Source organism: Burkholderia sp. MSMB1835, from assembly GCF_001526365.1.
Classification (GTDB): Bacteria; Pseudomonadota; Gammaproteobacteria; order Burkholderiales; family Burkholderiaceae; genus Burkholderia.
The window spans coordinates 61,514-81,207 of the sequence record NZ_LOYP01000052.1; the positions used below are offsets into that span (position 1 = coordinate 61,514).

19 protein-coding genes are annotated in these 19,694 nt (G+C 68.1%); 14 read left to right on the top strand and 5 right to left on the bottom strand.

Translation table 11 applies throughout. The features are described 5' to 3' along the window. Positions 1 to 250 precede the first annotated feature (250 nt). Entirely contained in the window at positions 251 to 1,564 is a 1,314-nt protein-coding gene (locus WS96_RS24355) for a substrate-binding domain-containing protein (protein ID WP_059835994.1), read from the bottom strand. A 663-nt stretch (positions 1,565 to 2,227) separates the two neighbouring features. Here WS96_RS24355 and gspF point away from each other — a divergent pair. Next, on the top strand, positions 2,228 to 3,445 hold the full coding sequence (gspF, locus tag WS96_RS24360) for a type II secretion system inner membrane protein GspF (RefSeq protein WP_059835995.1): 1,218 nt from the start codon (positions 2,228 to 2,230) through the stop codon (positions 3,443 to 3,445). An 8-nt stretch (positions 3,446 to 3,453) separates the two neighbouring features. On the opposite strand, the gene WS96_RS24365 is transcribed toward gspF, so the two are convergent. Further along, on the bottom strand, positions 3,454 to 3,900 hold the full coding sequence (locus tag WS96_RS24365) for a type II secretion system protein N (protein ID WP_059835997.1): 447 nt from the start codon (positions 3,898 to 3,900) through the stop codon (positions 3,454 to 3,456). Between the two features lie 61 nt (positions 3,901 to 3,961). On the opposite strand from WS96_RS24365, the gene gspG reads away from it, so the two are divergent. The 6 genes from gspG to WS96_RS24395 all read left to right on the top strand — a co-directional run bounded on the left by gspG (position 3,962) and on the right by WS96_RS24395 (position 7,986). Then, positions 3,962 to 4,444 carry a type II secretion system major pseudopilin GspG gene (gene gspG / locus WS96_RS24370; protein WP_082720347.1) on the top strand — a complete coding sequence of 161 codons (483 nt, stop codon included), beginning with the start codon at positions 3,962 to 3,964 and terminating at the stop codon, positions 4,442 to 4,444. Then, positions 4,419 to 4,958, top strand: a complete 540-nt coding sequence (locus WS96_RS24375) for a GspH/FimT family pseudopilin (protein WP_082720348.1) — start codon at positions 4,419 to 4,421, stop codon at positions 4,956 to 4,958. The genes gspG and WS96_RS24375 overlap by 26 nt, the downstream gene beginning before the upstream one ends. A gap of 194 nt (positions 4,959 to 5,152) precedes the next feature. Next, positions 5,153 to 5,899, top strand: a complete 747-nt coding sequence (locus tag WS96_RS24380) for a secretin and TonB N-terminal domain-containing protein (RefSeq protein ID WP_059836002.1) — start codon at positions 5,153 to 5,155, stop codon at positions 5,897 to 5,899. 6 nt (positions 5,900 to 5,905) lie between these two features. Then, positions 5,906 to 6,454 carry an RNA polymerase sigma factor gene (locus tag WS96_RS24385; RefSeq protein ID WP_059789679.1) on the top strand — a complete coding sequence of 183 codons (549 nt, stop codon included), beginning with the start codon at positions 5,906 to 5,908 and terminating at the stop codon, positions 6,452 to 6,454. 11 nt (positions 6,455 to 6,465) lie between these two features. Continuing rightward, entirely contained in the window at positions 6,466 to 7,461 is a 996-nt protein-coding gene (locus tag WS96_RS24390; RefSeq protein WP_059836468.1) for a FecR family protein, read from the top strand. Positions 7,462 to 7,725: 264 nt separating this feature from the next. Further along, positions 7,726 to 7,986, top strand: a complete 261-nt coding sequence (locus WS96_RS24395; protein ID WP_257128052.1) for a FecR/PupR family sigma factor regulator — start codon at positions 7,726 to 7,728, stop codon at positions 7,984 to 7,986. A 144-nt stretch (positions 7,987 to 8,130) separates the two neighbouring features. Here the strand turns inward: WS96_RS24395 and WS96_RS24400 are convergent, their stop codons facing one another. Continuing rightward, a complete protein-coding gene (locus WS96_RS24400; RefSeq protein WP_034204557.1) occupies positions 8,131 to 8,943 on the bottom strand; it encodes a hypothetical protein in 813 nt (270 codons plus the stop codon). A gap of 182 nt (positions 8,944 to 9,125) precedes the next feature. Here WS96_RS24400 and WS96_RS24405 point away from each other — a divergent pair, with 182 nt between their 5' ends. Next, the gene (locus WS96_RS24405; RefSeq protein ID WP_059836006.1) at positions 9,126 to 10,760 is read left to right on the top strand and encodes a transposase; all 1,635 of its coding nucleotides are present in this window, start codon (positions 9,126 to 9,128) and stop codon (positions 10,758 to 10,760) included. Between the two features lie 77 nt (positions 10,761 to 10,837). On the opposite strand, the gene gspK is transcribed toward WS96_RS24405, so the two are convergent. Next, a complete protein-coding gene (gene gspK, locus WS96_RS24410; protein WP_059836008.1) occupies positions 10,838 to 11,833 on the bottom strand; it encodes a type II secretion system minor pseudopilin GspK in 996 nt (331 codons plus the stop codon). Positions 11,834 to 11,867: 34 nt separating this feature from the next. Next, complete coding sequence (locus WS96_RS24415) at positions 11,868 to 12,434, bottom strand: hypothetical protein (RefSeq protein ID WP_059836010.1); 567 nt, start codon at positions 12,432 to 12,434, stop codon at positions 11,868 to 11,870. A gap of 591 nt (positions 12,435 to 13,025) precedes the next feature. Here WS96_RS24415 and WS96_RS24420 point away from each other — a divergent pair. The 6 genes from WS96_RS24420 to WS96_RS24445 all read left to right on the top strand — a co-directional run bounded on the left by WS96_RS24420 (position 13,026) and on the right by WS96_RS24445 (position 19,656). Further along, complete coding sequence (locus WS96_RS24420; protein ID WP_059836012.1) at positions 13,026 to 14,201, top strand: TIGR03032 family protein; 1,176 nt, start codon at positions 13,026 to 13,028, stop codon at positions 14,199 to 14,201. Then, positions 14,198 to 14,845 (top strand): adenylyl-sulfate kinase, encoded by a 648-nt coding sequence (gene cysC / locus WS96_RS24425; protein WP_059836014.1) that lies wholly within the window; start codon positions 14,198 to 14,200, stop codon positions 14,843 to 14,845. Before WS96_RS24420 ends, cysC begins: the two co-directional genes overlap by 4 nt. Before the next feature lie 151 nt (positions 14,846 to 14,996). Then, entirely contained in the window at positions 14,997 to 16,652 is a 1,656-nt protein-coding gene (locus tag WS96_RS24430) for a ShlB/FhaC/HecB family hemolysin secretion/activation protein (RefSeq protein ID WP_257128053.1), read from the top strand. A 65-nt stretch (positions 16,653 to 16,717) separates the two neighbouring features. Beyond that, positions 16,718 to 18,523, top strand: a complete 1,806-nt coding sequence (locus WS96_RS24435; RefSeq protein WP_059836471.1) for a DUF2341 domain-containing protein — start codon at positions 16,718 to 16,720, stop codon at positions 18,521 to 18,523. A gap of 19 nt (positions 18,524 to 18,542) precedes the next feature. Continuing rightward, positions 18,543 to 18,953, top strand: a complete 411-nt coding sequence (locus tag WS96_RS24440) for an ExbD/TolR family protein (protein ID WP_027780971.1) — start codon at positions 18,543 to 18,545, stop codon at positions 18,951 to 18,953. 4 nt (positions 18,954 to 18,957) lie between these two features. Continuing rightward, entirely contained in the window at positions 18,958 to 19,656 is a 699-nt protein-coding gene (locus WS96_RS24445; RefSeq protein ID WP_059822071.1) for a TonB family protein, read from the top strand. Positions 19,657 to 19,694 lie beyond the last annotated feature (38 nt).

Consider the following 19,694-nt stretch of genomic DNA (forward strand, 5'->3'; position numbering starts at 1 on the left):
CAAAGACGGACGAGTGTCCCCCGTGATTCGGATTCTTGCTGTTCGTGTAGTGGGAAGCGCGAGCCATATTGACAGTCGTTCTCCTGGCTCTTTACACGCGGGGAGACGAAGCGGCCTCTCCGATTGCAATGACGTGGGGCGGGAAGTTACGGGTACCTGATGAGTAGGTTGGTGACTTTCAAATAAAACTGCGCCCCCGGTAACCGAGGGGCGCAGCAGTTTGGATCCCGGTAGTCAGTATGTCGACGACTTATCGACCGACCACCGTACCCGTGCAGACGCTCGCGTTGCCGATGTCGAGGTTCCACGTGCTCGCGTTGCTCAGGAAGTTGTTCGAGATGGCCGTTTGATAGTTCGACGGAACCGTATCGAAACCGTTGCCGTGAACGATCGACGCGAAGCTGGCGTTCGTGTAGTGGCTGTTGAGGAAGTCATGAATAGCCGTCTTGACGGTCGCATCCTTGTAGCACTGGCTCAGAATAATCTGGCTCGTGCCGGAAACCGGATAGCCGGAAGCCGGGTTGCCGGCATTCGGAACCCAGTTCGCCTGATTCGACGCGGCGAGCTTGCTGGTTGTCGGCGGCGCGACCGAACCGAGTGCCGTCGACGCATTCGCATACGTCGGTGCGTAGTATGTGCTGTTCTTCGCGTTCACGAGGCTGGCCACCGGCAGTTGCAGCGCGCCGGCCGACGTCACGACCGTGCTCGACGGGGCGAGGAACGTGTTCGTGTAGTCCGGGCTCAGGTAGGCAACGGCGGCACCGGTGGAGGATGACAGCGCATTGCGCACGCCGCTGCTGCCCGAAGCGCCGGTGAAGTTCGACGGCACGACGCCGCCCGGGAACGAAGACGTGAACGTCAGCGAATCGACGAACGTCACGCCCGTGGCCGTGTTGGTGGCCGAGCAGACAGCGGCCAGATGGCGGGTCAGCAGTTCGGTCGTGCCGCTGCCGTCCGTCCGGTAGATGACCTTGATCGGGCTGCTGGTCGGCGTCGTGGTCGACGAGAGGTACGTCGAACCCGTTTGCGGGTTGATGACCTGATTCCAGTCGGTCAGCTTGCCCGAGAAGATCCCGCACAGATCGTCGTCGTTCAGCGCGATGCTATGCGCTTGACCCGGCGTCGTTTGCGGCGTCGTCGTGCTCGTCACGGCCGGGCCGTTGACGACCGGCACCGTGATCGGCGTGACGATGTACGGGATCTGGATCAGCGGGCCGTTGGTCGCGCCGAGGCCGGCCTTGTACGACGTGAGCTGGGCGGTCGACAGCGCCGCATCGCTGTTCGCGAAGTGGACCGTGCCCGTGACGCCTGCGCCGAAGAACGTCGGCTGGTTGTTCAGGAACGCGTTCTGGCCGGCGCCCGAACCCACCGAGTAATACGTGAACGAGCCTTCGGCGGTGCCGAACAGGCCGATTTCGGTCGCGGTGTTGCCGATCGCGCCGATGGTCGGGGCGACGAGCGACGAACCGCCGCCGTGGATGTCCGCGGCCATCGCGGCCGTGGCGCCCAGACCGGAAACAACGAGAGCGAGGACTTGACAGATCTTGCGCTTGCTGGATTTCATGAGAAATTTCCTTGAACGAAGATAAACGGGAACCCCTGCTACTGCGGTTGGAATGCTTATGGACCGCCGGGTAAATGTAGGAGGTAATTCGAATGGCGCGTGTGAATTTTTCATAACGAATGGTGCGTAACATTTTTATCGATCGAGCCATTACGTTATTCGAATTGATAAAGCGCCGATCGGAGCGTCATTCGGCATGAGTTGGAGCGCCCATATACTGGGATTTGGCCGGAGTCGCTCGACGGATTGCGCACGAGAACCCGCGTCAGGCTTGATGGAAGCTGTTGACGTAGCACGCGGGTCCAGGCAGCGCTACCCCAACTTCACGACGGTTTCGTGGCGGATGTTACGGAACATTGCGCACGTCGATGAATATCTTCCACTTCGATGTATTTTTTCGCTTGTCGCACGAATCTGTAAATGGAAGGTCGAGCAAGGTCGCATTGTATTTAATGTGTGGTCGATTAATTGTCCGGATAAGCTTGAAATCGTTTTTACGTTATAAGAATAACGACGGCAGGTAATAAGCCACGTCAAAAAAGGTAGCCCAACATCCGTCACAAATCTGCGCCGGTTCGCTCCGTAGTCTTCCCGGGCGACTCCGTCCGACACATTGCGCGCCGTCGCCGAAAAAAGTCGCACGCGTGACACGAGGGCACTGACATGTCGGCATTCCGCTACGAAGCGATCGATCCCACCGGCCGCACGCTGAAAGGCGTGCTCGAAGCCGACAGCGCGCGCGCCGGCCGCAGTCATCTGCGCACGCAGGGACTCACGCCGCTCGTCGTTGAACTGGCCGCGCAGCGTCTGCACGGCGAGCGCCGTCAACGGTTGTCGCTCGGCCGCAAGCTGTCGCAGCGCGAGCAGGCGATCATCACGCGCCAGCTCGCGAGCCTGCTGGTCGCGGGTCTGCCGCTCGATGAATCGCTGTCGGTATTGAGTGAGCAGGCCGAGCGCGAATACGTGCGCGAGCTGGTGGCGTCGATCCGCGCGGAAGTCGTCGGCGGCCATTCGTTCGCGAACGCGCTGAGCCAGCATCCGCGCGATTTCCCCGAGATCTATCGCGCGCTCGTCGCGGCCGGCGAGCACACGGGCAAGCTCGGCGTCGTGCTGTCGCGTCTGGCCGACTACATCGAACAAAGCAACGCGCTGAAGCAGAAGATCCTGCTGGCGTTCACGTATCCGGGCATCGTCACGCTGATCGCGTTCGGCATCGTCACGTTCCTGCTGAGCTACGTGGTGCCGCAGGTCGCGAATGTGTTCACCAGCACCAAGCAGCAACTGCCGACGCTGACGGTCGTGATGCTCGCGCTGTCGGACTTCGTGCGGCACTGGTGGTGGGCGTCGCTCGCGGCGACGGTCGCGATCGTCTATGCGATCCGCAAGGTGCTGTCGCGCGATGCGCCGCGGCTCAGGTTCGACACGTGGGTGCTCACCGCGCCGCTCGCGGGCAAGCTCGTGCGCGGCTACAACACGGTGCGCTTCGCGAGCACGCTCGGCATTCTCACGGCGGCCGGCGTACCGATCCTGCGCGCGTTGCAGGCGGCCGGCGAGACGTTGTCGAACCGCGCGATGCGCGCGAACGTCGACGACGCGATCGTCCGCGTGCGCGAAGGCTCGGCGCTGTCGCGCGCACTGGCGCATACGAAGACGTTTCCGCCGGTGCTCGTGCACCTGATTCGCTCGGGCGAGGCGACGGGCGACGTGACGACGATGCTCGACCGCGCATCCGAAGGCGAATCGCGCGAGCTGGAGCGCCGCACGATGTTCCTGACGAGCCTGCTCGAACCGCTGCTGATCCTCGCGATGGGTGGCGTGGTGCTCGTGATCGTGCTGGCGGTGATGATGCCGATCATCGAGCTGAACAACATGGTGCAGTGATGCGCGGCTCAGCGCACGAACGCGTTGGCCTTCTCCGCGGCGGGCAGCGCGATTTCGCGTTGCAGTCCGCTGCGGTCGACGACGATCGAGCGCGCGCGAACCTCGGCAAGCTTCGCGGCTTCGCCGATCGCCGCGCCGAGCGACACGACGCGCGATGCTTCGCCGCCGACGCTGACGATCGCGGCCGCTCGGCGTGCATCGAACGCGAGCACGCCGAGCAACTGGATGGTATCGCGGCCGTCGTCGGGTTTCGCGCCGAACAGCCGCGCGCCGGCAGCAACGTCGATCGGTGCGGGCGGCGGTGCAAGCGCCGCGACCGGCGCATCGGCGGCGCTCAATACGCGCACGGCCCACAGCGACACGGCGGCGAGCGCTGCCGCGGCGGCGAGCGTCGCCGCGAGCGGCACGAGATCGGTGCGGGACGGCGCGATGCGAAGCAGGTCGAATGGTTTCATGGCGACGGGTCGATGCGATGGACAGAACACGTTTTCCATTCTTTGCCGCGAGGGTGAATGCATGATGACGGGCCTCAACGAAACCCGAACGTCGTACGCCGGCCACGTGCGTGAACGTGAGCGTCGCCGTACGCAACGCGGCTTCACGCTGATCGAGATCATGGTGGTGGTCGCGATTCTCGGCATTCTCGCGGCGCTGATCGTGCCGAAGATCATGAGCCGTCCGGACGAGGCGCGTCGGATCGCGGCCAAGCAGGACATCGGCACGATGATGCAGTCGCTGAACCTGTATCGCCTGGACAACGGCCGTTATCCGTCGCAGGAGCAGGGGCTCGCCGCGCTGATCCAGAAGCCGACGACCGATCCGGTGCCGAACAACTGGAAGGACGGCGGTTACCTGGAGCGCTTGCCGAAGGATCCATGGGGCAACGCGTATCAATACCTGAACCCGGGCGCGCACGGCGCGATCGACGTGTTCAGTTACGGTGCGGACGGCAAACCGGGCGGCGAGGGTAACGATGCGGACATCGGCTCGTGGCAGTGACGGAACGATGGGCATCCTGAACGGGCGCGGACGGCGCACGGGCGCCGCACGTCGCACGGCGGCCGGCTTCACGCTGCTGGAGATGCTCGTCGTGCTCGTGATCGTCGGGCTGCTGGTCGCGGTCGTGACGCTCGCGCCGTCGCGCAACCGGCGCACCGATCTGGCGGAGGAGGCGCAGCGCCTGGCGAACCTGCTCGAATCGGCCGGCGACGAAGCGCAGGTGCGCGCGATGCCGATCGCATGGCAGCCGGTCGGCGGCGGCTATCGCTTCGTGCAGCGCACCGAAAGCGGCGGCTGGGCGCCGATGACCGACGACCTGTATCGCGCCCGCCGCTGGGGCAGCGCAGTGACGGGCGTATCGGTGCGTTACACGGGCGGCGGCGAAGCGCCGTCGCGGATCGTGCTCGGCAGCGAAAGCATCGACGTGCCGGTGACGATCACGCTGTGGTCCGGCGACGTGCGGATGGCTGTCGTCGGCACGGGCATCGGCAACTTCGTCGTGCGCCGGCCCTGAGCGGCGGGCGTCGTGGTTCGCGTGCGATCCGGCGATGCACGAAAGCGGTGCGGCGCGATCGAATCGCGCGGCGATACGCTTCACCGGACTGTCACAGTGCCCGCTCACAATCTGTCGTTCGCTTGCGACGGAGCCGCTCACGGGGATGCACGCTTCGGCACGCGGCGTGCAACTCCACTTCCGTCCAGGGATTCATGACTCGTTCACGGGCGCCGACCGGTGTCCTGGCGCTCGTCGCGTGGCTCGCGTTCGCCGTGCTGTCGATGCGCGGCGTACACGCGCAGGAGACCGGTTCCATCGGCCGCCAGCCGGGCAGCGCGGTGCATTTCGATCTGCCCGCGCAGCCGCTCGCGAAGACCTTGCAGGATTTCGCGCGGCTCACCGAGATGATCGTGCTCGCGCCGGCGCCGCTGCTCGACGGGCGCACGAGTGTGCCGGTCCAGGGCGATTTCGCGCCGCGCGACGCGCTCGAGCGGATGCTGGCCGGAACGGGGTTGCGTGCGGAATTCTCGCGTCCGGACGAAGCGATCATCGTCGCGCAGCCGGCCGCCGAGACGCCGCCCGCACCGGTCGACACGCCGGCGGATGCGGCGCTGCCGATCGACGGGATCGGCGATTCCGGCGATCGGCGCGCGTTCGCGGGCCTGCTGCAGGCGCATCTGATCGATGCGCTGTGCGCGCAGCCGGCGGCCGTGCCGGGCAGCTATCGACTCGTCGCGCAGGTGCGCATCGACAACAGGGGGGCGGTGGTGGCGGTCAACATGGTGGCATCGAGCGGTTCGGCCGCCCGCGACGCGGCGGTGATGCGCGCGCTGCGCGCGCTGAAGCTGGACGACGCGCCGCCTGCGGACCTGCCGCAGCCGGTCACGATCCTGCTGCGCCCGGCCGGCAACGGCGTGCATTTCCGTTGTCCGGCGCCGCAGCCGGCCGTTCGGGGCTAGGCCATCATGTCCGACAGCAACCGCTCCGGGCTCCGGAATCTGCTGGCGACGCGCTACGCGTACCTGGTCAGGCGGCTCGAACGCGTGACGGGGTCGAAGGACGGCGCGGCCGATGCGCTGCATGAAACCTGGCTGCGCCTCGAGAACGCGAACGTCTCCACGCAGGTGACGAACGCGGACGCCTATATACTCGGGATGGCGAACAATGTCGCGATCGACCAGCATCGGCGCGAACGGCGGCATCTGCACGACGACGACGTCGAGACGCTGCTGGAGGTGCCCGACGAACTGGCCGATCCCGAACGCATCGTCGCGGCGCGCCGCAAGGTCGAGACGCTGAAGGACGTGCTGCGCGGCCTGCCGCCGCGGCGTCGCGCGATTTTGCTGGCCGCCCGCGTGGACGGCCTGCTGAATCGCGAGATCGCCGAGCATTTCGGCATTTCGCTGCGGCTCGTCGAAAGCGAGCTGAGCGCGGCGATGAAGTACTGCCTGCAGCGGATGCAGGAAGACGGCGATTCGTACGCGGGCACGCGAGGCGGCCCGCGCAAATTTTGAGCATCCGGACGATGACGAAAGCCCAGGCCCAACCTGCCCACGACGAACTCGACGAAGCGAGTGCGTGGCTGCTGCGTCTGCGCTCGGGAGACGCGAGCCAGGACGACGCCGACGCGTTCGAACGCTGGTGCAAGGATCGTCCGCAAGCCGCCGATCTGCTGCGCGGCACCTGGAGCGCGCTGCGCACGGCCGCGACCGAACTCGCGCACGAGGAGCGCACGGCCGCGGCCTGGGCACAGGTCGCCAGGCGCGAACGCACGATGCGCACCGGGCGGCGCGCGTTCATCGGCTTCGCGGTCGCCGCGGGCGCGTCGTGGCTCGCCGTGCGACCGCCGCTGCAGCTGTGGCCGTCGCTCGGCGACATCGCGGCCGATTACCACACGGGTACCGGCGAGCAGCGCAGCGTCGCGCTGTCGTCGCGGGTCACGGTCGAACTGAATACGCAAACGCGCGTCGACGTGTTGCCGGCGAGCGATGCCGCGCATGGCGTCGAAGTCGTCGCGGGCGAGGCGGAGATCGACGCGGTCGCGCCGCCGGCCGGCCGCGCGACGCCGATCCAGCCGGTCACGGTGGTAGCGGGCGGCGGCCGCATGCGGGCGCTGGTCGCGCGTTTCAACGTGCGGCGTACGGGCTCGCAGGTTTGTGTGACCTGCCTGTCCGGCACGGTCACGCTCGAACATCCGCGCGGCGCGCGGACGCTGAGCGCCGACGATCAGGTCGTCTACGACGACCGCGGCGTGCAGCCGGTGTCGCGGACCGATCCGGGCACCGTCAGCGCGTGGCGACGCGGCATGCTGGTGTTCAACGGCGTGCCGCTGTCGGACGTCGTCGACGAGATCAACCGCTACCGGCGCGGCAAGGTCATCCTGCGCAGCGCGTCGCTCGGCGCGAACCGAATGCAGGCGCAGTTTCCGATCACGCGGCTCGACGACGTGATCGACATGGTCGGCCGCCTGTACGGCGCGCACATCACGCGCCTGCCCGGCAACATCGTGTTGCTGAGCTGAGCCTGCTTTCCCCGCGCTCCGCTTTCCTTCCTTTCTCCCGTTTCCATCCGGCCGTTGCTCCGCCTGCCGCGGTGCTGCTCGCGCTGCGGGTTACGGCGCGTCGATACGACCTTATCCATGAGGGCCGGCAAACGCCGGGCCGTCACGCGTGACGGCCCGGTGGGGCGTCGTCGGACCCGAGGCGTGGGTGGCAAGCGCCCCGGCCGCGCAGCGATGCGCGGTGGGGGAATGTGTGTCGAGGGAGCTTCGGGCGGTGGCGTGATCATGAACGAATCGCAACGGGATACGGATTCCGGCGACGCGGACACGCGCGCCGACGCGATCCGCGAGGGCGCGGTGCGCTGGCTGCTGTGGCTGCGCGCCGGCGACACGACCGAACGGGAACGCGACGCTTTCGGGCGCTGGCGCGCGCAGAGCGACGAGCATGCACGCACGGTGCGCGAGCTGATCTGGATGTGGGCCGTGCTGGAGACGGTCGGCCGCCCGGAGCCGGGCGAGCCGGGTGGGTCCACGCGCACGCATTGACGCGCCGCATCGTCGTTGCAAGAAAGTCTGCGGGTTAGGCGAGGCTGCTGCGACCTTGTATATGAGAGAGCGAGGGGCCGTGAAGAGGGGCGATGGCGTGGAGACCGGGGAACGGGGGGCCGGAATGGGCCCCCGTGTCGCCCGTCATGCACGGTGGTCGGCGCGCGCGCCGGTCCACGCGGCGTCGAGCGGATCGTCGGCATCGCGCAGCGGCTCGCGCAGAAACGGAAAGCGTTCGACGAACGGTGCGGATTCTTGCAGGGCCACGATATGGTTGACCATCCATTGCAGCAGTTCGCCGCCGTGCCGGACCTGTTCCGGGCGCCAGTCCGGCATCGTCGAGAAGAGGGCGGAGAAGCCGCTCCAGCGCGACGGGCGATCGTTGTCGCCGGGGCGGAAATAGGTATTCATCGCGACGTCGCGCGCGGGTGTCAGCGTGCCGACGAACAGCCCGTGCGGCGTCGGCACGCCGACCTGCTGCCAGCCTTCCGCGATCGCCAGCGAGCGCATCACGCGCGCCGCGACGAACGCGATGCGCGTCTCGTGCTCGATTTCCGCAAGCGACATCACGCCGTTGCGCTGCATGCAGCGCGCGACCGCGTGCGGCCGGATCGCGTTCGACGCGAAACTGCGCAACACGAGGTCGGGCACCGTCAATTGAAGCTGGAATTCGCGCAAGCCGTGCTCGGCGCTCATCGTCGAGAAATGGACGAACAGCCCTTCTGCATGACCGAGCGCGCCGACGTACGGTTCGAGCCCGAGGCGCACGAGCTTCGGCGCGATCTGACGCTCGAGCAATCGGAGCAGGTTGCGGCGATTGCGCACGCCCTTGAAATCGTCGAGGCCGCGCGTGACGACATCGCTGATTTCCCAGCGGCGCTCGTCGGCGATGAGCCGCGGGGAGCCGCTCAGGTCGAACCGGGCGCGGCCGTGCGCCACGCGGGGATCTACGTACATGCCGGTGCCTCGTGCATTGATTGCGGGTCGCCCGCCGCGACGGCGCGGCGTCGCGCGGAGCGGGTCGCTCACGATGCTGCGGGGTCGCTCGCGCGGCGTCAAGTGCGACCGCGTGGCGATGCGCGCGAGCGCCTGCCGGTGCCGCGGCCCGCACGATCGACCGGACCGTGTGGGGTAACCCGATGATGCGCACGATCGTGGAACGCTTCGTCGAGCAGAGCCCGATGACGATCATGGCGCGGCTCGTCCTGCAATGCGCGCTGCACGACGACTGGGTCGACGCCGCCGCGAGCGCCGGCGACGAGCCCGACGGCGAGTCGATCCGCGAGGCGCTGTTCGCCGCAGCCGTCGACGCGATCGCGGCGATTGCCGCGTGGCGGCGGATGCCGGATGCGGCCGGCGCCGTCGCGCCGGGGTTCGGCGCGGCCGTGACGGCGCTGCACGATTGCATGAGCCGGTGGCGGTCCGGCTGGGGGCGTGCGCTCGCCAGGGACAGCGTCGACCTGCTGCTGCCGGTCGCGTCGGTACGTGGCGTCGACGGTGCGTGCGCCGTCGACGGGATGCGGCTGCGCGTGCTCGAGGGGGCCGGCGAGGCCTGTGCGCCGCGAGCCGACGGTTGCGACTGCGGGCGCGCGTGCGACGACCCGGCGCGCGATGCGGCGGCAGGCGGGGCGCGCGTCCTGCCGGTGTACGACCCGGATCTCGGGATGATCGTCGACCTGCTGCCTTGCGAGCGCGGCCGGTCGCACGAGCGCGCATTCGTCGGCGCGCTGCTCGAAGCGGTCCGGCCCGGCGAGCTGTGGATCGTCGACGGGCGCTTCGATACGGATGCGATCCTGTCCGGCTGGCCGCGCCGCGGCGGCGCGTTCGTGCTGCGCGAATACGGCCGTTCGGCCGCCTGCCGGCCGCTCGGCGACTGGCGGGACGCCGGCGTGTTCGGCGCCGGGCGTGTTCGCGAACGATCCGTCGCGATGGCTGGCGAAGGCGACGCGTCGGACACGTTTCGGCAGATCGAATGGGAACGCGCGGAGGCGCCCGGCGAAAGCGTCACGCTGCTGACCGACCTGTCGGCCGAGCGGTTCGACGCGCCGCAGATCGTGGCGCTGTCGCGTCGACGCTGGCGCGACGCGTTGCCGCTCGCGCTCGAGTCCGTGACGGGCGGCACGCCGTTCGGCGCCGTGCCCGCGCGCGCGGCGCTGCTGGCGAGCGGGATCGCGGCGTTCGCCTACAACGCGTTCAGTGTGATGACGCGCGTCGTCGGCGGCGCACTCGATCTCGATGCGCGCGACGCCGCGCGCCTGCCGTCGCTGATCGCCGACGGCGTCACGGCCACCTATGCGGGCATGATGATCGCGCTGCCGCCCGACTGGTGGCAGCGTTACGACCGGTTGCCCGCGACGACGCTCGGCCAGATCGTGCGGATGCTCGCCGTGCACGTCGACCCGCGCAGCGAACGGCGGCGCCGCCGCGACAGCCGGTTGTCGTCGAAGTCGCAGGCATTGCTGCGCGCCGCGACGCTCGAGTGCCTGCTGCACGACAACGGCGACGATCCGGCCGCAAACGTGTTCAGCCTGCGCACGATCGCGATGGCGACGCGCGACTTCAGCAGCAATCCGTCGAAGGCGCTGCGGCACGCCGGCGAGGCACTGGTGATGGTCACCAAGTACAACCGGCCGATCGCGCTGCTCGTGTCGATCGACGACTGGAACCGGCTGCTCGGCGAAGTGCGCGAGACGAGCTTCACGCGCTTGTCGTTCGATGCGGCGGCGTCGCCGGGCCCGCGACCGGTGACGTTGAGCGAGTCGTCGCTGAATTAGCCGGCGCCGCCCGCACGTTGCCGGCTAGGATCGGCCCGGCTCGCCGTTCGCCGCGCCCGTCTCTGCCGCATCCGGCTTCAACTCGTCAGCCGCCGCACCCAGATCACCGACGTCCACGCGAAATTGCCGCTGCCGTAGCGCGCGATCAGCGTGTCCACGCGCGCGTTGATCCGCGCCGAATGCACGCGGCAATGCACGATGAAGTAGCCGCTGTTCACGCCGACGGCCGCGCCGTCCGGCAATGTCGGGTTGCCGCCCTGCGCGGGCAGCAGGTATTCGGCGATGTCGCCGGTGCTCACGAAGTAGGCGGTCGCGCGCCGGTCGACGAGCCGCTTGGCCTGGCTCGCCGACAGCGTCGGGATCGCGGCGACGAGCACGGGTTCGGTCGCGGTGTTCGCGTTGACGACGGTCAGGTCGGGCAGGATCGTGACGTACGGCGCGAGCGCTTCGATCGCATGCGCGTCGTAGCCGGGAATGCGTGCGAGATCGTCGACGGACACGAGCTGCAGCGGCCAGCCGCCCGGGCCGTTCGCGTCGCGCAGCGAGCGCAGCATGTAGTCGGCCGTCGGTTGCGCGAGCGCCGGATCGAGCGACAACTGGCCGAGCAGGCGCCGGTACGCCAGCACGCCTTCGCCGTTGGACTGCCACGGCTTGCCGGGCGCGGCGCGCGACACGAGGTTCGTCAGGTTGAAGCGTGCCTGCGCGTCCTCGACGCTGCCCGAGATCCACGCGCGCGACAGCTCCGCATTGACCGCCAGCGCGTCGGACGGCAGCAGGTCCGAGAGCTGCACGTCGGCGACCGGCGCCGACCACGGCTGGCCGACGAACGTGACGTTCGACGTCGCGCTTTGCGCGCGCAGCGTCGCGCGTGCCCATTCGACCGCCGCGCGCTCGATCCACATCGTCTGGGTCGCGAGCCGCTGGTTCTCGACGTCGCGCGTCGCGACCTGCTGGCGCCACAGCACGCTGGCCGCGAGCGTGGCCGCGAGCGCGACGACGAGCAGCACCGTCACGATCGCGATGCCGCGTTCGCGCGGTGCGCATGCCGTCCTTCCCGTCCCGTATCGATGCATCCGCGTGCCCCTCCGCAGTGTCGGCGCGGCGCGCTCACACCTCGAACGCCATCCACGCATGCGCGATGCTCGCATGCGCGGATGACGTGACGCCGAACAGCGCGGCGAGCCCCGCGACCCAGCACGCGAGCGTCGCGGGGCGCATGCCGTCGTCGGCAAGCGGGCCGACCAGGTCGGCGATCGCGTGCGAGCGCCACAGCAGCAGCACGAACAGCGTGCAGCCGACGGTCATCGCAATCGCGAACGTGTGGGCTGCAACCGCGGGGCGGCGGGTGAACGGCGTGCGGTGATGCCGCTGGTTCGTCGCGACGATCGCGACCCCGTTCGCGACCGGCACGATCGCCATCGCGAGCGCCCAGAACAGCGGCTGATCGCTCGACGGATTGATCAGCAGCAGCGTGCCGATCGTCCAGACCGGCGGCGCGAGCAGCGTGAGCACGGACCACGACAGCAGTTGCCACGCGAGCCACGGCGAGCGCCAGCGCAGCGGCGGATTCGACGCGGCACGAGCGGCGGCGCGCGGATGCAGCTGGCCCGGCATGCCGGCGGCACCGGCCAACCGCCCGGCGAGCCACCGGACGAGCATCGTGGCGAATGACATGAAGTGTCCTGTCGTTGACATGTTCCGTTCTCAATAGCTAGGACGAATCGAGCGGCTGCAAGCCGCAGGATTTCGTACGTGCTCGCGGCTTGCGGTGCGGCGTAAACGGTCCCGACGATCACACCCCGTGTTTCGCGCGTGTTTCGTGAATATCTTCAGTCGAATGTCACAAAAACTTCCCGGTTGAAACCGGAGGATTGTCGGGCCGCACGCTGGCCGTCGCGTTTTCGCTCGCGGGCCGGCCGGACGGCGACTCGTTTGCCGGCGGGCCGCCGACGCGCCGCGCGTCGGCCTGGCAACGACATGTATACGAAATGGGGGCCACGCAAGGTCATGCGCCGCATCTCGCGCGGGCGAGCGGCTGCACGCATGCAGGCCGCTTGCGTCGACCGCTGCCCGTGCCGGCGGATCGGTCGACGTCACGCAAAAAACATTGCGGCAATGCGCGCTTCATTCCGTCTAGGTAGGTGGGAGCTGCGACTTGGTGCGCCGTACGCGGCACCGTTCGCGACCGATGCGCGTGCACCGGGCGACGGGCCGGCAGGCAAGCGGGCATTTTTTCTCATCAGGCGGCGTGAAGCCGACAGGTGCATGACAGTGGAACAGTTCGAGAAAACCCGGCCGGCGGGCGAAACCGATGCGCCGACGGACGACGTATCGGCGCGGCAGGCGGAAGCGTTGTCGCCGGTCATCAACCTGCGCGACACCGGGCGCTTCCTGCAGGTGCTCGAGGCGCTCGGGTGCTCGCTGGCCGTGAGCCGCCGCCCGTCCGGCGTGGCCGTGATCGGCGTCGACGACGGCGTGCCGACGCTGTCCGCGTGCCTGTTGCCGCGCTCGATGGGGATGGCCGTGTCGGGCAAGCGGCTCGCGATCGCGACGATGCACGAGCTGATGGTGTTCGCGAACGTATCGACGCTCGCGCCGCACTATCCGGCCCGACCGGATCACTACGACGCGATGTTCGTGCCGCGCATGGCCTATTACACGGGCGATCTCGACCTGCACGACATGGCGTTCGACAAGCACGTCGTGCTCGCGGTCAACACACGCTATTCCTGCATCAGCGTGATCGACGGCTATTTCAACTTCACGCCGATCTGGCAGCCGCCGTTCGTGACGGAGACCACGCCGGACGATCGCTGCCACCTGAACGGCATGGCGTTCGCCGACGGCAAGGTGCGGTTCGCGACGGCGCTCGGCATGAGCAACGAGCCGTTCGGCTGGCGCAGCGGGATGGCCGACGGCGGCATCGTGATGGAGGTGCCGTCCGGCCGGATCGTCGCATCGGGGCTGTCGATGCCGCATTCGCCGCGCGTGATCGGCGGACGCCTGCACGTGCTCGAAGGCGGCCGCGGCCACGTGCTGCAGATCGATCCGCAGTCGGGCGCGCGGCGCGTGCTCGCGAAACTGCCGGGCTTCACGCACGGTCTCGCCGAATACGGGGGCGTGCTGTTCGTCGGGCTGTCGAAGTTGCGCGACAAACGCGGCCCGCAGGGGCTGCCGATCGAAAGCGAATCGGATGCGCTGGTCGCGGGGGTCGCCGCGCTCGACGCGAACACCGGCGACGTGCTCGGCATCCTGCAGTTCTTCAACGGCGTCGACGAGATCTTCGACGTGCAGGTGATCCCGAACGTGCGGCGTGCCGAAATCCTGAGCCCGCATCAATGGGCCGAGACGCCGTCGATCGTGACGATGCAGGGCGGCTTCTGGCAGACGCGTCCGCGCGAGGACGACGAACCCGCGAAGGCGGCGGAGCGCGCGCGATGAAGATCGATCGTTGCGGGTTTCCCGACGTCGTTTCGTCCTTATCGGTAGACGTGCCCCGCGACGAGCGGCGCGTGTCGCCACGGCGGGCCGGCGGGGTGTTGTGGCTCACCGGGTTGTCCGGCGCGGGCAAGACGACGCTGGCCGACGCGGTAGCGGCGCGACTGCGCGAACGACGCATGCATCCGGTGGTGCTCGACGGCGACCGGCTGCGCACGGGGCTGAATCGGGATCTCGGTTTTACGGTGCAGGATCGTTTCGAAAACGTGCGGCGCATCGCGGAAGTCGCGGCATTGACGAGCGAATCCGGCGCGCTGGCGATCGTCGCGGTCATTTCGCCGCTCGAGGCGATGCGCGATGCGGCGAGAGCGATCGTGGGGCCGGCGTTCCGCGAAGTGTATGTGAGCACGCCGCTGGTGTGCTGCGAGGCGCGAGATCCGAAGGGGCTGTATGCGAAGGCACGGTGCGGCGCGCTGCCGGAATTCACCGGTGTGTCGGCGCCGTACGAACCGCCGGTGAAAGCCGATCTCACGCTCGATACCGGCCGCGCATCGCTCGCGACGTGCGTCGATGCGCTGTTGCAGTTCGCCGTGACGCAGTTCGGTTGTCAAGCGGATGCGCAGGCGACGCCGACGCATCGCGGCTGAGTTCGGATCGACGGCATGAAAAGCATTGCGCGGATCATGATAAGGATGACGAATCAATCGTCATCAAAGTGAAACAGGCAACTGATAGCGGGGCGAGCGACGGGGTCGCGACGGCTTCGCTGCGGTCCGGAACAACAAAGGGGAATGGCGCATGCCGCCGAGAGTAGACCGCAAGTCACGCGAACGATGGCGGCTGAATGGCCGATGCCTGGCCGGTGCCGTGCTGGCCGGGGGCTTGAGCGTCGCGCCGGGCGTTCATGCGCAGGACGCTGCCGCGCCGGCCGCGAAGGCGGCGCCCGCCGCGCCGCAGTCGTTCGACGTGAATGCCTTCGTGGTGCGCGGCAACACGACGTTGCCGACGCTCGAGATCGAGAAGGCCGTGTATCCGTTCGAAGGGCCGGGCCGCACGCTCGCCGACGTGAACGCAGCCCGCGATGCGTTGCAGAAGGCGTATCAGGATCGCGGCTACCAGTCGGTCGTCGTCGAGTTGCCGCAGCAGCAGGTGAAGAACGGCGTGATCCTGCTGCAGGTGACCGAGGCGAAGGTCGGTCGTCTGCGCGTGGACGGCGCGCAATACAACTCGCCGCAGAACATCCGCGACGCGGTGCCCGCGCTGGCCGAAGGCAAGGTGCCCGATTTCAACCAGGCCCAGCAGCAGCTCACCGACCTGAACCGCTCGGCGGACCGCCAGGTGATTCCGGTGCTGAAGCCGGGTGCGCTGCCGCAGACGGTCGACGTCGACCTGAAGGTCGACGATCACAGCCCGCTGCACGGCTCGCTCGAACTGAACAACGACAACAGCCCCGGCACGTCGGCGCTGCGCACGACCGCGAGCCTCAGCTATTCGAATCTGTGGCAGCTCGGCCACGTGATTTCCGGCACCTACGTGATCGCGCCGCAGCATCCGAACGATGCGCGCGTCTACGCGTTCTCGTATCTCGCGCCGATCAAGGATTCGCGCTGGAGCTTTCTCGCGACGGTCGTGCATTCGGACAGCAACGTCGCGTCGGTCGGCAACACCAACGTGCTCGGCAAGGGCACTACCTACGGCTTCACAGCGATCTATTCGCTGCCGGCGACGGAGACCTACGCGCATACGGTCAGCATCGAGATCGACCGCAAGCACTACGACGAAGACGTGTCGCTGCCGGGCCAGGGCGGCTCGACGGCGCCGCTCACTTACGTGCCGGTGACGCTGTCGTACAACGGCCAGCTGAGCCTGAAGAACTCGCAGACGTCGTTCTCCGCGTCGCTGACGACGAACATCCGCGGCCTCGGCAGCGACTGGGGCGCGTGGGACAACAAGCGCTACAACGCGACGCCCGATTTCGTGTACGGCAAGTTCGACGTGAATCACACGCAGCGCTTCGCGAACGACATGCAGGCCAATGCGCACGTGAGCGGCCAGATCTCGAATTCGCCGCTCGTGTCGAGCGAGCAGTTTGCCGCCGGCGGGATGAACAGCGTGCGCGGCTATATGCAGGCGGAGGACACGGCCGACAGCGGCGTGATCGCGTCGCTGGAGTTGCGCAGCCCGTCGCTGTCGAAGTGGCTGGGCGGCGCGGTCGGCAGTCGGGTGAACGAATGGCGCTTCCATGCGTTCTTCGACGCGGCGCACCTGTGGCTGCTGAGCCCGCTGCCGGAGCAGACGTCGCGCTTCAACCTGATGAGCGTCGGCGTCGGCACGCGGCTGCAGCTCATGAAATACGCGAGCGCGGATTTCGAGGCCGGCTGGCCGTTGAAGGCCGGCGTCTACACGCGGCAGTACAGCCCGCGGTTCGATTTCTACGTAAGGCTGGGATTCTGACGGATTTTTTGATCGTGGCGGGGCGATGCGACGAGCGCGGCGCCCGCCCATTCGGGGAGTGGATCGTGAAGCGAGTCTTGTTTTTCCTGTTGGCGGTGATGCTCGGCGTGCTGCCCGGCATCGCGAACGCATGGTGGCAGAACGACTGGTCGTACCGAAAGGCGATCACGATCGACGCGAGCCCGAAGGGCGCGAACCTCGCGGAATCGGCCGGCCGCGTGCCGCTGCTGATTCGCCTGCATTCGGGCAACTTCCAGTTCGACGGGCTGGCCGACAACGGCGCCGACATCCGCTTCGTCGCGGCCGACGACAAGACGCCGCTGAATTTCCATGTCGAGCAATACGATCCGGTGCTCGGCGTCGCGCTGATCTGGGTCGACGTGCCGAAGATGCCGGCCGGCGCCGCGGAGTCGATCTGGATGTACTACGGCAACAAGAAGGCGCCGGACGGCGGCAAGCCGGCCGAGACGTTCGACCCCGACTACACGCTCGTCTATCACTTCAACGGCGCGGCCGGCGCCCCGCCGAAGGACGCGACCGCGTACGGCAACCACGCGCAGAACGCGTCGTTCCGCACGATCGAGGACGGCATCGTCGGCAAGGGCGCGCGGTTCGACGGCACGGGGTCGCTGACGCTGCCGGCGAGCCCGTCGCTGAACGTGCCGGCCGGCGGCAGCTTCACGTTCAGCGCATGGGTCAAGCCGTCGGCGCTCGCGCCGAACACGCTGCTGTACGGCCGCCGCGACGGCGCGAACGCGCTGCTGATCGGCCTCGACAACGGCGTGCCGTTCGCGGAAGTCCAGGGCGCGGCCGGCAATCCTGCGCCGGTGCGCACGCCGGCCGCCTCGCCGGTCGCCGCGAACCAGTGGACGTATGTCGCGGTGACGGCCGACGGCAAGAACCTGACCGTCTACGTGAACGGCAAGCAGGTGTCGCAGGTCGCGGCAACGCTGCCCGCGCTGAACGGCGTGACGACGATCGGCGCGGATGCGCCCGGCGCACCGGCCGGCTTCGCCGCGTATGCGGGCGCGCTCGACGAACTGCGCCTGTCGAAGATCGCGCGTTCGCCCGCCGCGATCGCGGTCGACGCGCTCGCGCAGGGCTCGGAATCGAAGCTGGTCGCGTACGGCGCCGACGAGAAGCAGTCGGGCTTCGGCTTCGGCTACTTCGGCGTGATCGTGCAGTCGGTGACCGTCGACGCGTGGGTCGTGATCACGATCCTGCTCGGGATGGCGCTCGTGTCGTGGATCGTGATGTGGACGAAGGCGCGCTACGTCGGCACCGTCGACAAGGCGAACCAGTATTTCGTGCAGCGTTTCCGCGAAGTGGCCGGGCGTCACCTGGTCGGCCTCGCGCACGTCGACGAAGGCAGCGCGGAAGGGCGGCGCCTGTACCAGTCGTCGCTGTACCGGCTGTACAAGGCCGGCGTGCATGAAATTCACAGCCGCGTGGACGGCAACGGCCGCACGGTGATCACGTCCGAATCGATCGAGGCGATCCGCGCGTCGATGGACGCGACGCTCGTGCGCGAGAACCAGCGGCTGTCGAAATCGATGGTATTGCTGACGATCGCGATCTCGGGCGGCCCGTTCCTCGGCCTGCTCGGCACGGTGGTCGGCGTGATGATCACGTTCGCGGCGATCGCGGCGGCCGGCGACGTGAACGTGAACGCGATCGCACCGGGTATCGCGGCCGCGCTGCTCGCCACCGTCACGGGCCTGTTCGTCGCGATTCCCGCGCTGTTCGGCTACAACTACCTGCTGATCCGCAACAAGAACGTGACCGCGAACATGCAGGTGTTCGTCGACGAATTCGTCACGCGCCTGGCCGAAGCGCATCGCGCGCCCGACCACGCGGTGCTGGCCGACTGACCGCACGCAGGAGACCACCATGCAGGTTCAGGACGACGACAAGCCGTACGACGACATCAACATCACGCCGATGCTCGACCTCGCGTACGTGCTGCTGATCATCTTCATCATCATGACGACCGCGTCGGTGCAGGGCATCAAGGTCGACCTGCCGAAGGCGAGCTCGTCCGCGAGCCTCGCGAAGCCGAAGACGAAGGCGATCACGGTCGCCGATTCGGGGCAGGTGTTCCTCGACGCGTATCCGGTGACGATGGACGAGCTCGAAAGCCGGTTGCGCACCGAGAAGGCGACCAATCCGGAATTCCCGATCGTGCTGAAGGGCGACGCGGCCGTGCAGTACCAGAAGGTCATGGACGTGCTCGACCTGCTGCGCCGGCTCGACCTGTCGCAGGTCGGGCTCGTGACCGGCAAGGCGAAGCAGGGCGGCTGACGCGATGGAAATGACCTACAACGGCGGCCCGCCGCAGAAAGGCCCCGGCCGCTTCGTGAAGCCGGTTGCGATCGCGCTCGTGCTCGCCGGGCTCGCCGCGCTGATCTGGCATTTCGCGGGGGACACCGCGGGCGTGAAGCGCGCGAGTGCGCCGCAGGTGACGACGGTGATCCCGTTGCCGCCGCCCCCGCCGCCGCCGAAGCAGAAGCCGCCGCCCGAGAAGGTGAAGGAAGAGGTCAAGACGCCGGTCGACCGGCCGACGATCGCGCCGAAGCCGTCCGAGGCGCCGAAGCCGTCGGACAACCAGCCGAAGCAGATGACGATGAACGCGCCGGCGCAGGCCGGCACCGACAGCTTCAACATCGGCGCGGGCGACGGCTCGGGAATGGTCGGCAGCGGCGGGGGCGGCAAGTTCGGCAACGCGAGCTACGCGCAGTACATGGTGTACGTGCTGCAGCGTGCGATCGAACAGGACAAGGGCGTGCAGGAGGCCGGCGGCGCGCGCTTCGCCGGCAGCCTGAACCTGTGGATGGATGCGTCGGGGCGGATCACGAAGGTGACGGTCGCGCAGTCGACCGGCGACGCGAAGATCGACGCGGCGGTCGTTGCGGCGGTCGAGGCGCTCGGCAAGGTCGACGAAGTGCCGCCGCCGGCGACGTCGTACCCGGTGCTCGTCAAGCTTCAGGGTCGCAAGCCGGCATGACGATGCGCGAGAGAGACCACGAAAGAATCATGGGGCAG